Here is a 15,565-nt window from a genome sequence, read left to right as displayed (position 1 = left end):
GGCCGGGGGCGGGGGCGGGGGCGGTTCCGTCGAAACCGCGGTCGTTGCAGACATGCCGGCGCCTGGCGCACCGGCGCTTTCGACCGCTGTCGGCGCCGGCGAAGCGGTGCCCGCCGGCAAGTTCTCCGGCCCGGCGGCCTCCGGCTCGGCGGTGCCGGCCGCCGTGGCCTCGGCTGCCGCTCTCGCCGCCTTGGCGGACTTCACCAGCCGCGGCGGCCCCAGCTTCGGCGCCGTCGGCGCGGCCGCTTCCGGCGCGGCCCCGCCTCGCCCGCCGCGCTTCGAGGCGGTCCGCTGCGAGAAGAGCGAACCGGCCGGCAGGGTGACGTTGCGTTTGCGGGCAATCCGTTCGGCGAATTGCCGGGCCACGATCTCCTCGACGGTGCTCGACGCGCTCTTGGCCTCGATCCCGTGCTGCGTACGCAGCAACTGGACGACTTCCTGACTCGGAATCCCGAGGACCTCGGCGATCTTGTAGATGCGAATTGTGCCCACGGGCGCTCTCACTCCGCTGTCGGTGTCTCGCCGGGCGTGTCCGCCGGCGCTTCGGGCGTCGTCCCCGCCGGATCGATCGTCGACAAATCATCGGTCTCGTCGGGCGCCCGGGCGGCTCTTGCGGCAGCGTCGACCTGCTCGCGCACGGCGGCCTGCAGATCCCCGGCCGTTGCCTCGTCCACGCCCGCCACCTCGGCCAGCTCGGCCGCTGCGACCTCCAGCAGGCGGTCGGCCGTGTCCAGTCCCGCCTCGCTCAGCCGCAGGAGTTGCCCGTCGTCGAGTCCGGGCAGCGTGAGGGTGCCGGCCTCCTCGTCCTCTTCGATCTCGTCGAACCGGGCTTCCACTTCACGCCGCTTCTCTTCCTCGCTCTTGATGTCGATCTTCCAGCCGGTCAGCTTGGCCGCCAGGCGGACGTTCTGGCCCTTCTTGCCGATCGCGAGCGAAAGCTGGCGATCCTCCACGACCACTTCGACGATCGGCTCCTCGCTGTCGACCACGGTCACCCGTTGCACCCTGGCCGGGCTGATGGCGTTGGTGACGAAGACGACGGGATCATCCGACCATTCGACGATGTCGATCTTCTCGCCGCGCAATTCCCGGATGATCGCCTGCACCCGCGTGCCCTTCATTCCTACGCAGGCGCCGACCGGGTCGACGTCGCGCTCGCGCGAATGGACGGCGACCTTGGCCCTGTCGCCGGCCTCGCGGACCGCTCCGCGGATGGTGACCGTCCCGTCGTAGATCTCGGGCACTTCCTGCTCGAACATCTTGACCAGCAGCGTGGGGTCGGTGCGCGACAGGATGATCTGCGGTCCCTTGGTGTTCTTGTTGACCTCGCGAATGACCGCCCGGATGCGGTCGCCGGTCGTGTAGTTCTCGGCGCGCGACTGCTCCCGCCGCGGAAGCAGCGCCTCCACGCGCTCGGCGTCGACGACGATGTCGCCGTTCTCGAACCGCTTGACCGTGCCGTTGATGACCTCGTTGACGCGGTCGCTGTAGAGGGCGTAGACGTTGTCGCGTTCCGCCTCGCGCACCTTCTGGAAGATCACCTGCTTCGCGGTCTGCGCGGCGATTCTCCCGAGCACGTCGGTCGGCTTGGGGAACTCGATTTCCATGTCGACCTCGGCCTCGTCCCCGTACAGCTCCTGGGCCTCCGCAAGCGAGATCTCCGTCAGCGGATCGGTGACTTCCTCGACGATCTGGCGCACCGAGAACAGCTCTACCTGGCCCGTCTCGTGATTGAACTTGGTCCGCAGGTTCTCGGTCGACTTGTAGTACTTGCGCGAGGCGGTCAGCACCGCGTCCTCGATAGCCGTGACGATGACGTCCGGCTCGATGCCCTTCTCCTTGGCCAGTGCCTCGATGGTCTGTTGCAGCGGATTGCTCATGACCTGTTCTCGCGCGCAGGCTCCTGCCCGCGCGACGACTTCACAACTCCACTTCCAGTCGAGCCCGCGTCACAAGCGCCCACGGAATGCGGTGGACGCGCCGTCCTGCCGTCACCACGACGAGTGCCGCCTGCGCCGGCGGCTCGCCGCTCTCCGGCTCGACCCCGGCGATCCGCCCGCAAATGAAGCGTTGTCCGTCGACGGCTTCCGACGTCACGAACCGGGCGAGCCGACCTCGGAAGCGCCGGCAGTCGTCCACGTGCCGTAACGGGCGGTCGAGGCCCGGCGAGGACACTTCCAGGGTGTACGGATGCTCGAAGTCGAAATCGACGTCGAGCACCACGCTCAGGTCCGTGCTCACCCGCGCGCAATCGTCGAGGGTAACCGCTTCGGCCGCAGCGTCGCCTGCCTCGCCGGCCGCGCCCGGCGCCCGGTCGATGACGACTCGCAACAGCCACCCCACCGACTCGCGCTGAAGCTGGACGTCGAAGACATCGAGCCCGAAGTCGCGGGCCACCCGCTCCGCGATGGACCAGACCTGCGCAACCCGGCCTTCACCGGGCTTCACCCTGTCTCTACCCCGCCTTCGCCCGGCAACTGCGCCCTGAAACACAAAGAAGTGGGCGAAACGCCCACTTCTGCAGCACTTCGTCTCTCGTAGCCGACAGAGTATATCACGGAAGCCGGCCGTTATGGCGTCAGGCGATACAGCATGCGCGGGTACGGGATGGTCTCGCGAATGTGCTCCAGCCCGCACAGCCACGCGACGACACGCTCGACGCCCATGCCGAAACCCGCATGCGGCACGCTCCCGTACCGCCGCAGGTCCAGGTACCACTCGAATGCTTCCTGCGGCAGCTCGTGCTCGCGAATCCGTTCGAGCAACAGCGCATAGTCGTCCAGACGCTCCCCGCCGCCGACGATCTCCCCGTAGCCCTCCGGGGCGAGCACGTCGACCGACAGCGACAGCTCCGGCCGCTCGGCATCCGGCTTCATGTAGAAGGCCTTGATCGCGGCGGGAAAGCGCTGCACGGCGACCGGACGGTCGAAGTGTCCGGCCAGAGCCGTCTCGTCCGGGCCGCCGAAGTCCCCGCCCCACTCGAACGGAAGGCCGCGTGTCTTGAGAATCTCGACCGCCTCGTCGTAGGCGATGCGCGGGAATGGAGAGCGCACCCGCTCGAGCGCCGCCGTGTCCCGTTCGAGGACCTCCAGCTCGCGGGCTCGCCGTTCGAGCACGCGCTCGACGATGGAGACGACAAGCGCTTCCGCCAGGTCCGTGGCGTCGTCGAGAGTGGCGTAGGCCATCTCCGGCTCGACCATCCAGAACTCGGTCAGATGCCGCCGCGTCTTCGACTTCTCGGCGCGAAACGTCGGCCCGAAGCAGTAGACCCGCCCCAGCGCCATCGCGTTGGCCTCGTTGTAGAGCTGACCGCTCTGCGTGAGATAGGCCGTCGCGTGGTCGAAGTACGGAACGGCGAACAGCGTCGTCGTACCTTCGCAGGCGGCCGGCGTGAAGATGGGCGTGTCCGCCAGGATGAAGCCGCGGCCGTTGAGGAAATCGCGGATGCCGTCGACGACCTCGTGCCGCACGCGCAGGATCGCCGCCTGCCGCCGGCTGCGGATCCACAGGTGACGCCGATCGAGCAGATAGTCGACGCCGTGTTCCTTGGGGGTGATCGGGTAGTCGTGCGACTCGCCGACCACGGCGAGAGTCGACACGTCGATCTCGTAGCCGCCCGGGGCGCGCGCGTCCTTCCGGACCGTCCCTTCGACGACCAGCGACGTCTCCTGGCCGAGGTGGTCGGCGCGGGTGAACGTCTCGTCGCCGACGGCGGCCTTCGAGACCACGGCCTGCACGAACCCGCTTCCGTCACGCAGGGTGAGGAAGTGGATCTTTCCGCTCGAGCGCCGCCGTTGCAGCCATCCGCGGATGGCGATCTCCCGGCCGACGTGGTCGGCAATCGCCTCGATGGTCGTCGTGGTCGCTTCCATCTTCGTTCGTAGGGTACTACGAGGCGGCGTCCCCCAGCACGGCGCCCAGAAGGTAGCCCAGACGGCGCCGATCAGGGTCTTGCCGGATCGCCGCCCGCGCGTATCCCAACGTGCGGGGCACCGCGTCGCGGTAGCGCGGGTTCCCGCGGGCGGCGATCTGAAATCCGAACGTCCCCAGCGCCTTGAGGGCTCGCTGCACCGTCGTGCGGGCGAAGCGTCGTCGCAGCCGCGCGCCATCCTGTACGCCGGCGATGGTCTCGTAGTGGGTGATCAACCGGTCGACCTCGTCCGCGTCCAGCGCCACGTAGGCGTCCCGGAGCAGTGACACCAGATCGTAGGTGTCCGGGCCCATGCGCGCGTCCTGGAAGTCGATGACGTGCAGCCGGCCCTCGTGCACCATCAGGTTGCGGCTGTGGAAGTCCCGGTGGCAGAGCACCCGCGGCTCGGCCGCCATGTCCGAGGCCAGAGCGCGGAACTCTTCGCCCAGGGCGCGCCGCGCCGGCGTCGTGAGGCTGTGGCGCCGGAAGCCGACGACGAAGTGCTCGACGAAGAAGTCGAGCTCCTGCATCAGCTTGGCGACATCGAAAGCCAAGTCGAAGGGACCGGCGTCGGACCCGGCAAGCCGGCGTCCGCCGCTCTGAATCGCCGCGACGATCTCTACCGCTTCCCGGTAGCGCGCGCGCCGCTCGTCGTCCGGCAGCGTGGCGACGGCGTCCTCCAGCATCGTGTCGCCGAGATCCTCGACGACGACGATTCCCAGCGCCGCGTCCGCTCCGTGGATGACGGGCACCCGCACGGGAAGGCGGCGGAACAGTTCGGCCACCCGGATGAGTGGCAGCGTCTCGGGGTCGATCGGACCGTCGTGCACGACGAGGACGCGCGACGGCGCGCCAGGCGGAACGACACGCACGAAACGGCGGTCGGATGCGTCTCCCGCTAGGGGCGCGAGACGGGTCGACGGCGGCAGACCGGCACTGCGCAGCCACGCTCTGGCGCGCGATTCCGGTGTGTCGGCAGGTCGGGGCGGGTCCGTCATCGGTCCGCGCCGGGAGGGTCGTCGAGAGGGTAGACGCTCGCGTTGCCTGCCGTGCTTGCGCCTTCCGGGCTTGCCGCCGCGTCGGCGGGCACGCAGATCCGACGACGCAGCACCGTCCCGGGCGGCAGACTGACGCCGTCGGCGACGATGCAACGGTCGAGCCGGCAGTCGGCGCCGATGCGGACGTGGTCCCAGACCGCCGTGCGTTCGAGCGAGGCCGACGGGTGAATCGTCGACCCGGCGCCGACCGGCAGCGCCTCGCATCCCTCGCGCCGGGCGACGGCGAGCGACGCGGCCAGGTAGTCCGCCGGCGTCCCGACGTCCAGGAAGTCGTCCCCGCACCTGTGGGCCCGGATGCTTCCGGGCCGCTCGTCGTCCGGGACGGCCAGCAGCCGGTCGTAGATGCCGCCGATGGTGGCGGCGGGCCGGCCGGCGGGCAGATCCGCGAAGACGGCCGCCTCGACGAGCTGCACACCGACGAAGTGAGCGGCCGCGCCGAGGCCGGCCCTCACGAAGCCGCGCACGCGGCCGTCGCTCGCGACGAGCACGCCGCCGTAGCGGTCCGGGGCCGGATGCGGGGCGACGGCGAGGGTGACCGCGGCGCCGGCGGACGCGTGGGTCTCGGCGAGCGCGCGAAGCGAGAGGGTCGTCAGGGTATCGCCGTTGACGACGAAGAAGCGCGAGCCGAGCAGCGGCAGCGCCTGCCGCGGACCGCCGGCGGAACCGAGGATGACCGGCTCCCAGGAGTAGCGCACGCGCACGCCGGCAGCCTCCCCGTGGCCCACCAACCGTGTGATCGTCTCCGGCCGGTGGTGCAGGTTGAGGACGACTTCCGCGACGCCCTGGGCCGCCAGCCATTCCAGGATGCGGGTCACGAGCGGCCGGCCGGCGACCGGCACCGCCGGCTTCGCGCGAAGGTCGGTCAGGGGGCGGAGACGCGTTCCGAGCCCGGCCGCGAGTACGAGGGCGGGAGGCAGCGGGCCGGCCATCGCGTCGGGCACTACTCGAAGACCATGTCGCCGACCGGGCGTCCGCGGGCGGCGCAGTCCGACTCCCACACGCGACGATAGGACGCCGTGATGTAGTCGGCGGGACCGCGGCCGAGCGCCTGCGCGAGGCGCGCCACGCCCGCCTCGCTGCCCTCGAGCTCGACGAAGACTCCGCACGGCGTCTCGTCGATGGCGACGATCGTGCCGTCCCGGTCGAACTCCTCGCGGTACTTCTGGTAGCGGAACCAGACGTCGAACCCCGCTCGTTCGAGGACCCGGAGCAACACCGCGCCGTCGCCGACGTCGGTCTCGACCTCTTCGCGGACCTTCATGACGTCGGGTCGCGGCGGTCCCTTGAAGGTGAGAGTGGCGACGCTCTCCCCGCCGGCGTCCGGCGCCTCCATGCGCACGCGCAACGTGCACCACTCGGCGCGCAGCCGGCCGGTGCTCGTATCGAGAAGGCGGTCGTCCTGCAGGCGACGCGGGCGTAGCCGGATCGCCCCGAGCGCGGCCACCGCCTCGCGGGCGGCAGCGGCCGAGGCGAACGACAGCTTGATCTCACGCTCGATGCGATCGCTCATCGGTTGTCCCGCTGGAATTCTACGTTGCGCGGACGCGATAGGAGCAACCCGCCAGGGACGGCGTCCCGACGTGCTTGCCGAAGAGCATCACCTTGTGGGTGCTGCCGAGTCCGCCGGGCACCAGCAGGGACTTCAGAGCCAGACGGCGCCGGAGAGCGGCGACGCCGCCGTCGGGCGATTCGCGCGATGCGTGATTCATCCGCTCGACCGCCCCGAGCCCCAGCAGGAAGTAGGTCTGGTCGAGGACGCCGAGCGTGCGCGCGCCGGCATCCTCGGCCGCGTCGCGCACGAGCGTCAGGTCGACGTGCGCGGTGATGTCGCACTCTCCCGGATCGACGAGCCACGGCGGCGCGGCGCCGTCGCCGGCGGCTGCGCTGCGCTGCCGCCGGTAGGTCGTCAGCGTTCCCGCGGCGTGGGTCGCGGAGTAGAGCTCCCGCGCCTCGTGGCCGTAGTCGACGAGCAGCAGGAATCCCCGGGTGAGGGCGTCGACGGCCCGCCGCACCCAGTCGGCAGCGGCCGGTACGACCTCGGCTCGCCATCCCGACTCCAGCCGGATGTTCCGGTCGCGAACGTGCTGCAGGCTCGCCTCCGACAGCGGGCCGAGGCGCTCGGCGAAATCGCCGGTCGCGTGGTCGAGGTCGACGTATGCCTCCCGGAGTCCGCCGGCGGTCATTTCCAGCACATGCGGCGGGAGCGCGTCGAGCAGCTCGTTCGCGAAGACGGCTCCGCGGATCGCGGGTGGAATGCGGGAGCCCGACGATGCCACCTTGTCCGCGTGGGGGCCGAGCGTGGCCGCCTGCGCGTCGCGCGCGGCCCGGCTCGGTTCGACCAGGTGCAGCCGGATGGCGCGATAGAAGGCAGGGTCGTCGGCAGCGGCGGCGTCGAGCACGTCGCGTGCGAGCCGCCCGTTGCCGGCGGCGGCCTCGACCAGGTCGAACCGCGGGTCGCCGGATCCGGACCGCAGGATGCGCCACATCTCGGCGAGCTGCGACGCCAGCAGGGAGCCGAACGCGGGACCGAGGTCGACGCTGGTGAAGAAATCGCCCGCGCGGCCGGATCGCCGGTCGACGCGGGCGTAGTAACCCAGCTCGGGATGGTAGAGGGCCAACTCGGCGAAGGCGGCGAACGGCAGCGGACCCTCCGTCCGGATCCGCTCCCGGATCACCTCCCGCAGCGTCATCTCGTGCATCCGGCCACGCCGCGGCGAGTCTGCACCGCTTCTGCGGCGCGGACCCCTACTCCTTCTCCACCTGCAGAAAGACGCGTGTGTCGCGGCGCTGCACCAGGAGGAACGCGGTCCGTCCCGACTCGATCTCGCCCAGCTCGGCGCTCGCCTCGCTGGCCGACTCGACGTCGACGCGGTTGACGCTGAGGATGACGTCCCCGGGCTGCAGGCCGCCTGCTTCCGACGTGCTGCCGCGCTGGACGTCGACGACCACCGCGCCGACCGTGTCCGCCGGCACGCGCAGGCGGCGGGCCATCGGCGGCGTCAGGTCCTGAAGCGTGATGCCGAAGCCCTCGCTGGTCTCTTCGGCCGCGGCCATCACGTTGCGGCTCTCCGCCTCGAGGTCGAGCTCGCCGATGGTGACGTCGAGAGTCAGCGGTTCACCGTTGCGAACGACGTCGATCGGCACGGTCGTTCCGGGCCGGGTGGCGACGACCCGGCTCTGGAGGTCCCGGGTGTCCTCCACGGGCTCCCCGCCGTAGGCCACCACCACGTCTGCGGGCTGCATGCCGCCTTGGTCCGCGGGCCCGTCCGGGTTGACCAGCGAGACGATGACGCCGCGGGGTTCGTCGAGTCCGAGCACGGCGTACTCGTCCCTCGGGACATCGCGAATCTGAATGCCGATCACGCCGCGCGTCACCTTGCCGCCGCGGAGCTCGTCGAGCAGATCGCGCACGGTGTTGATGGGCACGGCGAAACCGACACCCGCGTTGGACCGGCGGTCGCTCATGATCGCCGTGTTCATTCCGACCACCTCGCCGCGGATGTTCAGGAGCGGTCCACCGGAGTTGCCCGGGTTGATTGCGGCATCGGTCTGCAGCATCTCGTTGCTGCGGCCGGGGGCCGAGGGCAGCGGCCGGGCGAGCGCCGAGATGACCCCGACGGTGACCGTATGGCTGAGGCCGAAGGGGGCCCCGATCGCCATCACCCAGTCGCCCGGCGCCATCTGACCCGAATCGCCGAACGTCGCCACGGGCAGCTCCCGGTCGGGTCGCTCGACCAGCTCGAGCAGCGCGCTGTCGGTCAGGCGATCGCGGCCCAGCACCCGCGCCTCGTAGCGCTCGTCGTCGTCGTCGCCGAAGAAGTGGATCTCGATGCTCGTGGCGTTCTCGACGACGTGGTTGTTCGTCAGGATCAGGCCGGCGCGGTCGATCACGAATCCCGTTCCGGTCGCCGCCGGCCGGGTGGTGTCGTTGTCCTCGGGCGGCGCCTCGCGTTCCGGCGGTTGTCCGAAGAACCGGCGGAAGAACTCGTCGCCGCCGAAGAACTCGTTCATGTTCCCCTGCTGCCGCGGCTGCTGGGTCCAGATGGTCACGACCATCGCCGTCTGCGCGTCGGCGATCTCGCGGAACGTCGTTGCGGTCAGATTGCCGGAGATCGGCGAGGTGTTCGGAATGGGCGCCCGAACGGACTGCGCCGCCGATGGCGGAGCCAGGTTGAAGCGCGACGCAATCACCATCCCGACCGCCATGGCGGTCACGGCAATCAACAGCGTGGAAACGAATGTGGTCCTCGATCGCGACATCATTTCCTCCAGCGGGGCGAGCACCCGCATCCCTCGCATCGACTCCAAGTGTAACGCGGTTGCGGCCTGACGCGGGCTTCCCGCGGGCGGGCGCGGGGCAAGCTATGCCAGCGGGACGATTTCCGCCTGCCGCGGACCGGTCACGGCGGCGTCGGCGGCGTCCACGTACACGTTTATCTCGGTCCGAACGCCGAAGTCGTCCAGGTAGACGCCGGGTTCGATCGTGAACCCGGTGCCGGCGATGAGCCGCCGCTCATCGTGCGTCTCGTAGTCGTCCATGTGCACGCCGTTGCCGTGGACCTCCTCGCCGAGGCTGTGGCCGGTGCGGTGCATGAAGCGGTCGCCGTAGCCCGCGGCGTCGATCACGTCCCGCGCGGCGCGGTCCACCTCCCAGCCGCTGATCGGTCGCCCGGCGTGCACCCGCTCGGCGACGAGCGAGACGGCGGCGTCGCGGGCCTCGCGTGCTGCACCGAAGATGGCGGCGGCCCTGGGCGGCACCTGGGAGCCGGTGAAGCCGACCCACGTGATGTCGGCGTACACGGCGCCCGGCTTGTCGATCTTGCCCCACAGGTCGAGCAGGACCACCTGCCCGCGTCCGATGGGACGATGTGCCTCCGCGGTGGGCAGATAGTGGGGGTTTCCGCTGCTCTCCTGAGCGGCCACCACCGGCGGGCAGTCGGTGAGCAGCCCCGCGTCCGCGAACCACTCGGTCATCACCTGCTGGACCGCGTACTCGGTCAACGAACCCCCGCCGACGCGGTCGGCGATCAGCTCGAACGTGCGGTCCTTGATGCTGTGCAGATGCCGGGATGCGGTGCGGTGGCTCGCGAGCGCCCCGTCGTCCCAGACGGCTTCGAAGCGTTGTACGAGGTCGCCGGAGGACACTACGTCGGCGCCCAGCGAACGGATGCGTTCGACGGTCCCGGCGTCCACTCGCGAGACGTAGGGAATCGCGCAGTTCGGCGAGTACTCCATCGCGATGCGGCGCATGCCCTGCACGAGGGAGTCCAGACCCGCTTCCAGCTCGTTGCGTCCCGCGTAGATCCGCCGGCTTCCGGGAAGATGCGCCAGACTGTGCCGCTCGATGCCGTGCACGAGGGCGCGCGGCTCGCCGGACGCGGGGACGAGGTAGTACCAGCGTCGCGTCGTCAGTTTGCCGCTACCGCCAAGGCCTGTTACCCGGCGCGCGATGGGGTTGGATCCGTGAAAGTCGTAGAGGAGCCAGCCGTCGAGTCCGTCCTCGCGGAGCGCCCGCTGAATCGCCGACAGATCGAATGCCATGCGTGCGTACCGTACCGACGCGGCCGCCGGGCCGCGACTCGCGACCCGGGATCTACCAGTAGGACGCCGGACTCCTGGCCGTGGCTTGCTGCGAGATTCCGAATCCGGTCACGCCGGAGCGAGACATCCGGCTGACGGCCGGAAAATGGACATGGTCCGTGACACAGAGCACTTGCCGGCCGTCGCATGCCAACGCCCGGCCGCCACCGCGCGTGCACGGGCGCGGCGACGACGGGCTCGGTGCGTTCCGTCCGGTCTTCTGCGCGGCAAGGTGTGCCGCTCAGGCTCCCTCGGCGGCTCCAGCCGCCCCATCCTCGGCCGCCGCAGACTCCTCCAGCATGCCCTCCTCGACGGGGCGGAGGCAGGTGAACTTCAGCGCGTCCTCGTCCACCAGCTCTTCTTCGCCCTCTTCGGCTTCCTCGGCCGCGGCCGCGTCTTCGCCCTCTTCGCCCTCTTCGCCCTCTTCGACCTCGGGTTGCGGCGGGAACTCGATGTCTTGGAGGAGGGTCGCCTTGATGTCGCCGTTCTGGTGGGAGAACTCGTAGTTGCTGCGGTCCATCGCGGACACCACCGGCACCCGGAGCTCGATGTCGCACACCTCGTCGACCATGATCGGCAGGCGCCGCCGCGCCTGATCGCCGGTCACCGTGTTGCCGTCCCCGTCGTACCAGAACTCGTCGACCTGGAACCCCGCGATCGCGTTCTGCGAGACATTCCGGATCCGGATCGACGTGATGTTGAAGCCCCGGTCCTGGCCGGTGCCGCGGCGGGCGGTCGGCTGCGTGTAGCCGATCTCGGCCTGTCCGCGCTGCGTCGGCACGAGGGAGATTCCCGCCGCGAGCCGTGCCGCGAGCCGATCGGCCGCGGCCCTGGCCTCGGGGCTCACTTCGATCTCCGCCTCTGCCGCCGCCGCCGCGGCGGCCGCCGCCTCCTCTTCTTCGCCGCCGCCGCAGGCGGTCGCCGCCGCCAGCAGGACCATGACACCCCAAAGCAGTGTGCGGTTCACGGATTGCATCGCATGTCCTCCCGAAGATCGTTCGCAGAGATGAGGCGAGAGTATAGCAGTCCCGCGTCGAACGCGGGCACCTTACATTTCTCCGTTCCAGTCCTCGGGCTCGGCGCTCGCCGACCGGAACACCTCCAGATGCCACTTCCCGCCGCCCCACGGCTCGATCACCTCGGCGGCGACGACGTCGACCAACAGTTCCGCGAACGCGCGTCCTTCCGGGTCGCCCTCCAGGTGATAGGCCGGTTCGTCCCAGGAGAACGTCGGGTAGAGGATCAGACTGAGGAAGAGGTCGTAGCCGTCGTCGACGACGATGAGCTGGCCGCAGGGTCTCTTCTGGGTCGAGTGATACACGAGGTACTTCTCCGCGCTGTGCGCCCGGATGTACCGCTTGAGCGCGAACTCCTGGGCGACGACGTCCTCGACCGCCATCTTCTTCACCCAGCACTCCTGACAGTACTTCTCCTCCCCGCGGGGTTCGGAAACCTCCTTGGAGCCGCACAGAGCGCAAGGAGTACGCGCAGCCGAACGTGGAGCCATGACTCGATTCTAGGAGCTTGCGCCACGTAAGCGCAACGTAGTGCGCTCAAGTGGCGCGAGCTCCTGGGGCGGTGGGGGCTGGGGCCGAACACGGCTCTGCGCCGGGTTCGGCGGCGCCGGCAGGCCCCGGCGCGGGCTCCGCGGGTTACCATCGATCCATGCCGGACCGACCGCCGCACCGCGGGCTACGACACCTGGCGCTGCACGTTCGCGCCTTCGACGCGATGAAGCGCTTCTATACGCAGGTTCTCGGCTTTGCCGTGGAATGGGAGCCGGACGCCGACAACGTCTACCTGACGTCCGGCGCCGACAACCTGGCGCTCCATCGGGGGCCGTCCGGCGGCGACGCGCCCGAGCGCGCGGCCGGCGGCGCTCTCGATCACCTCGGTCTCCTGGTGCGCAGCCCGTCCGACGTCGACGCCTGGGCGGACTATCTGGCCGGTCGGGGCATCGCGCTCGACGCTCCCCCGCGGACCCATCGCGACGGCGCACGGTCGCTGTACGTCTCCGATCCGGACGGGAACCGGGTGCAGATCATTCACCACCCGCCGATAAGCGGCGAATAGACAGCGCCCCCGCGTCAGCGCTCGCCCCATTTCAGCTTTTCCCGCAGCACCGCGAAATAGTCGCGCGATTCGGCGCGCACCAGTCGCAAGGGGGGGGAAGACCGCTCCACGATGACCGCGTCCCCGTCCTCGAGGGCCACGCTGAGCTGGCCGTCGAAGTTGGCGAAGGCGTCGAAGTGCGCGCCGGCCAGACGCGGTTGCAGCGTCACCGGTTCCCGGCCGGGGATGACCACCGGCCGGTTGGTGAGCGTATGGGGAGCGATGGGGGTCACCGTGAGGGCATCGACGGTCGGGTGCACGATCGGGCCGCCGGCGGCCAGGTTGTAGCCCGTGGATCCGGTCGGCGTCGCCACGATCACGCCGTCGGCGCGGCAACTCGTGACGAGCCGGTCGCGCAGGGTGATCGACACGTCGATGATGCCCGAATCGGCCGATCTGCCGAGGACCACGTCGTTGAGCACGGTCCTGTCGGCGATGTCCCGCCCGCGGCGCCGGACCCGGGCCCGCACCGTGAGCCGCTCGTCCACGCCGGCCGTTCCGGCGAGCACGGAGTCGAGCGCGTCGTACATCTCGGGGCGGGTGATCTCGGTGAGGAAACCGAGACTGCCGCAGTTGACGGCCAGGATCAGCGTGTGCGGGGCAAGGCTGGCAACCGGGTGGGCGACGCTCAGCAGGGTCCCGTCGCCGCCGAGCACGAGCAGCACGTCCGCGGCTTCCGGCAACTCCGCCCGCGACGTGGTCGGGTGACCGGTCAGGCCGGCGCTGCGCGCGGTCTCGCTTTCGATCACCACCGGCGTGCCGCGGCCCAGAAGCCAGGCCGTGGCGCCCCGCGCGGCGGCGGTCGCATTGGGGGCGTGTGGCCGCGCCACGATGCCGACCGTGGTGCCGGATCCGCGGCGGCCGGTGGGCGGGTGCGCCATCAGGGTGACGGTGTCTCGCGGCGGCGCAGGTGGACGAAGTACTCGCGGTTGCCGGTGACCTCGCGCCGGGGCGCCGGCGTCGCGGACACGCACGCCAATCCTACCGCATCGGCTGCCGCGACCACCTGCCCGATGACGCGGCGGCGGACGGCGCGATCACGCACGATGCCGCCCTTGCCCACCTCGCCCCGCGCGGCTTCGAACTGCGGTTTGACCAGCGCCACCACGTCGCCGTCGTCGGCAACGAGAGCGGGCACGACAGGCAGGACGAGCCGCAGAGAGATGAACGAGACGTCGATGGTCACGAAGTCTACCGGCGGCAGTCCGCCGGGCAGCGTTTCCCGCGTCAGACGGCGGGCGTTGATCCCTTCGAGCGGCACGACGCGCGGATCCGCCCTGAGCCTCCAGTCGAGCTGGCCCCGCCCGACGTCGAGGGCCACGACCCGTTTGGCGCCGCGCCGCAGCATGGCGTCGGTGAAGCCGCCGGTCGATGCGCCGATGTCCAGGGCCGTCCGTCCCCGCACCTCGATGCCGAACCGGTCGAGCGCACGGGCCAGCTTGACGCCGCCTCGGCCGACGTAGGGATGGTCCGGGACGGTCAGCGCAATCCGCGCGTCGAGAGCGACGGCGGTCCCCGCCTTGGTCTGCAGGACGTCGTCCACGCGGACCCGTCCGGCCAGAACGAGGGCGCGCGCCCGCGCGCGCGTCGCGGCGAGGCCGCGCGCCACCAGGAGGGCGTCCAGCCGGTTCCGATCCGCCATCGGGCTCTCCGCGGGTGCTCACCGGGTGCGTCCGAGCACCCAGTCGGCGATCTCGAACAGGCGTCCCCCGATACCGGCGGCCCCCAGCTCCGCCTTCGCATCGGCGATCGAGCGGGCTGCGAGGCGCCGGGACTCGTTCACTCCGAACAGCGCCGGGTAGGTCGGCTTGCCGGCCTCCGCGTCTTTCCCGGCCGTCTTGCCGATCTGTTCCTGTGCGCCTTCGACGTCGAGGATGTCATCCACGATCTGGAATGCCAGGCCAAGATGCGCCGCGTAGCGGTCGACGGCGTCGGCGGTCGCATGGGAGGAGCCCCCCATGATCGCCCCGGCGACGGCCGCCGCGCGGATGAGCGCGCCGGTCTTGCGCCCGTGCATCGCCCGTATCCGCGCCTCGTCGAAAGCGCCCGTCGCCCCCGTCGCCGCGAGATCGATCACCTGTCCGCCCACCATTCCCTCGGCGCCGGCAGCGGCCGCGATGCGTTCCAGCGTGCGCAGCCGGCGGCCGCGGCGGTCGGCCGTCTCGGACGCGGAGCCGCGGGCCAGCACCCGGAACGCTTCGGTCAGCAGCGCGTCGCCGGCCAGAATCGCGATGCCTTCCCCGTAAACGACGTGCGCGGTCGGCTTTCCGCGGCGCAGCGTGTCGTTGTCCATTGCCGGCAGATCGTCGTGCACGAGCGAGTAGGCGTGGATCAGCTCGACCGCGCAGGCGGCCGGTAGAGCCTCTCCATCCTCCCAGGGTCCGTCTCGCGCCACGCTGTCGGCGGCGGCCAGCGTCAGCAGCGGCCGCAGGCGCTTGCCGCCCGCGAACACCGTGTAGCGCATCGCGTCGGCGATGAGCGGGGGGCAGGCCGGGGGGGTCGGGAGCAGGCGCTCGAGGGCTGCGTCGACCTCCGCGCGCCGCTCGCGGGCGTATTCGTCGAACTTCGCGCGTTGCGCCGCTGCGTCAGAAGGGGACGTCATCGTCGCTCGGCCCACCGTCCGCGCCAGGTTCTCCCGCGCCGTGGTCGGCAATGGGAGCACCCACGATTGACACCGGCGCGGGGCGGGTCTCTCCCTGTTCCGTGAGCAACTCGATGCGCCGCTCGGCGTCGTCGAGGCGCGTGTGGCAGAAGCGCGACAACGCTATCCCTCGCTCGAAGCGCTCGAGCGACTGCTCCAACGGAAGCTGGCCTTCCTCGAGCGTCTTGACGATGGTCTCGAGCTCGTCGAGCGCGGATTCGAAGTCCTTGATGTTCGGGTCGTCCATTCGTCTCGCGCTCCTTC

At 70.5% G+C, this 15,565-nt stretch carries 17 protein-coding genes; 1 reads left to right on the top strand and 16 read right to left on the bottom strand.

Going from position 1 to position 15,565, the window contains the following annotated elements; translation table 11 throughout:
• The 12 genes from F4X11_17645 to F4X11_17590 all read right to left on the bottom strand — a co-directional run.
• Window positions 1-504, bottom strand: a 504-nt coding sequence (locus F4X11_17645) for a hypothetical protein (GenBank protein ID MYN66829.1), incomplete at its 3' end; no start/stop codon positions are given.
• The gene (gene nusA / locus F4X11_17640) at window positions 501-1,880 is read right to left on the bottom strand and encodes a transcription termination/antitermination protein NusA (protein ID MYN66828.1); all 1,380 of its coding nucleotides are present in this window, start codon (window positions 1,878-1,880) and stop codon (window positions 501-503) included. The genes nusA and F4X11_17645, both read right to left, overlap by 4 nt.
• Before the next feature lie 40 nt (window positions 1,881-1,920).
• On the bottom strand, window positions 1,921-2,643 hold the full coding sequence (locus F4X11_17635; GenBank protein MYN66827.1) for a ribosome maturation factor RimP: 723 nt from the start codon (window positions 2,641-2,643) through the stop codon (window positions 1,921-1,923).
• A complete protein-coding gene (gene asnS, locus F4X11_17630) occupies window positions 2,571-3,872 on the bottom strand; it encodes an asparagine--tRNA ligase (protein ID MYN66826.1) in 1,302 nt (433 codons plus the stop codon). Before asnS ends, F4X11_17635 begins: the two co-directional genes overlap by 73 nt.
• 16 nt (window positions 3,873-3,888) lie before the next feature.
• Window positions 3,889-5,172, bottom strand: a complete 1,284-nt coding sequence (locus F4X11_17625; GenBank protein ID MYN66825.1) for a phosphotransferase — start codon at window positions 5,170-5,172, stop codon at window positions 3,889-3,891.
• Window positions 4,905-5,897: an NDP-sugar synthase gene (locus F4X11_17620; GenBank protein MYN66824.1), complete on the bottom strand. Its 993-nt coding sequence runs from the start codon at window positions 5,895-5,897 to the stop codon at window positions 4,905-4,907. The genes F4X11_17625 and F4X11_17620 overlap by 268 nt, the downstream gene beginning before the upstream one ends.
• A gap of 11 nt (window positions 5,898-5,908) precedes the next feature.
• Window positions 5,909-6,478, bottom strand: a complete 570-nt coding sequence (locus F4X11_17615; GenBank protein MYN66823.1) for a class IV adenylate cyclase — start codon at window positions 6,476-6,478, stop codon at window positions 5,909-5,911.
• A gap of 19 nt (window positions 6,479-6,497) precedes the next feature.
• The gene (locus F4X11_17610) at window positions 6,498-7,667 is read right to left on the bottom strand and encodes an SAM-dependent methyltransferase (protein MYN66822.1); all 1,170 of its coding nucleotides are present in this window, start codon (window positions 7,665-7,667) and stop codon (window positions 6,498-6,500) included.
• A 46-nt stretch (window positions 7,668-7,713) separates the two neighbouring features.
• On the bottom strand, window positions 7,714-9,267 hold the full coding sequence (locus F4X11_17605; GenBank protein MYN66821.1) for a PDZ domain-containing protein: 1,554 nt from the start codon (window positions 9,265-9,267) through the stop codon (window positions 7,714-7,716).
• 63 nt (window positions 9,268-9,330) lie between these two features.
• Window positions 9,331-10,509, bottom strand: coding sequence for an aminopeptidase P family protein (locus F4X11_17600; GenBank protein MYN66820.1), 1,179 nt, complete (start codon window positions 10,507-10,509; stop codon window positions 9,331-9,333).
• Window positions 10,510-10,789: 280 nt separating this feature from the next.
• Window positions 10,790-11,515 (bottom strand): hypothetical protein, encoded by a 726-nt coding sequence (locus F4X11_17595; protein MYN66819.1) that lies wholly within the window; start codon window positions 11,513-11,515, stop codon window positions 10,790-10,792.
• Between the two features lie 81 nt (window positions 11,516-11,596).
• Window positions 11,597-11,956 carry a hypothetical protein gene (locus F4X11_17590; protein MYN66818.1) on the bottom strand — a complete coding sequence of 120 codons (360 nt, stop codon included), beginning with the start codon at window positions 11,954-11,956 and terminating at the stop codon, window positions 11,597-11,599.
• 257 nt (window positions 11,957-12,213) lie between these two features.
• Here F4X11_17590 and F4X11_17585 point away from each other — a divergent pair, with 257 nt between their 5' ends.
• Window positions 12,214-12,621, top strand: a complete 408-nt coding sequence (locus F4X11_17585; protein ID MYN66817.1) for a VOC family protein — start codon at window positions 12,214-12,216, stop codon at window positions 12,619-12,621.
• A gap of 14 nt (window positions 12,622-12,635) precedes the next feature.
• On the opposite strand, the gene F4X11_17580 is transcribed toward F4X11_17585, so the two are convergent.
• From F4X11_17580 to F4X11_17565, 4 genes are read right to left on the bottom strand one after another with little or no spacing between them, the layout of a single operon-like run.
• Window positions 12,636-13,541 carry an NAD(+) kinase gene (locus F4X11_17580; protein MYN66816.1) on the bottom strand — a complete coding sequence of 302 codons (906 nt, stop codon included), beginning with the start codon at window positions 13,539-13,541 and terminating at the stop codon, window positions 12,636-12,638.
• Complete coding sequence (locus tag F4X11_17575) at window positions 13,541-14,302, bottom strand: TlyA family RNA methyltransferase (GenBank protein MYN66815.1); 762 nt, start codon at window positions 14,300-14,302, stop codon at window positions 13,541-13,543. Before F4X11_17575 ends, F4X11_17580 begins: the two co-directional genes overlap by 1 nt.
• Window positions 14,303-14,320: 18 nt before the next feature.
• A complete protein-coding gene (locus tag F4X11_17570) occupies window positions 14,321-15,262 on the bottom strand; it encodes a polyprenyl synthetase family protein (GenBank protein ID MYN66814.1) in 942 nt (313 codons plus the stop codon).
• Window positions 15,246-15,548 carry an exodeoxyribonuclease VII small subunit gene (locus tag F4X11_17565; GenBank protein MYN66813.1) on the bottom strand — a complete coding sequence of 101 codons (303 nt, stop codon included), beginning with the start codon at window positions 15,546-15,548 and terminating at the stop codon, window positions 15,246-15,248. The genes F4X11_17570 and F4X11_17565 overlap by 17 nt, the downstream gene beginning before the upstream one ends.
• Window positions 15,549-15,565: the final 17 nt, after the last annotated feature.

It is taken from the genome of Acidobacteriota bacterium (genome assembly GCA_009861545.1).
GTDB lineage: Bacteria > Acidobacteriota > Vicinamibacteria > Vicinamibacterales > UBA8438 > WTFV01.
This window is presented reverse-complemented; position numbering and strand designations above follow the sequence as displayed.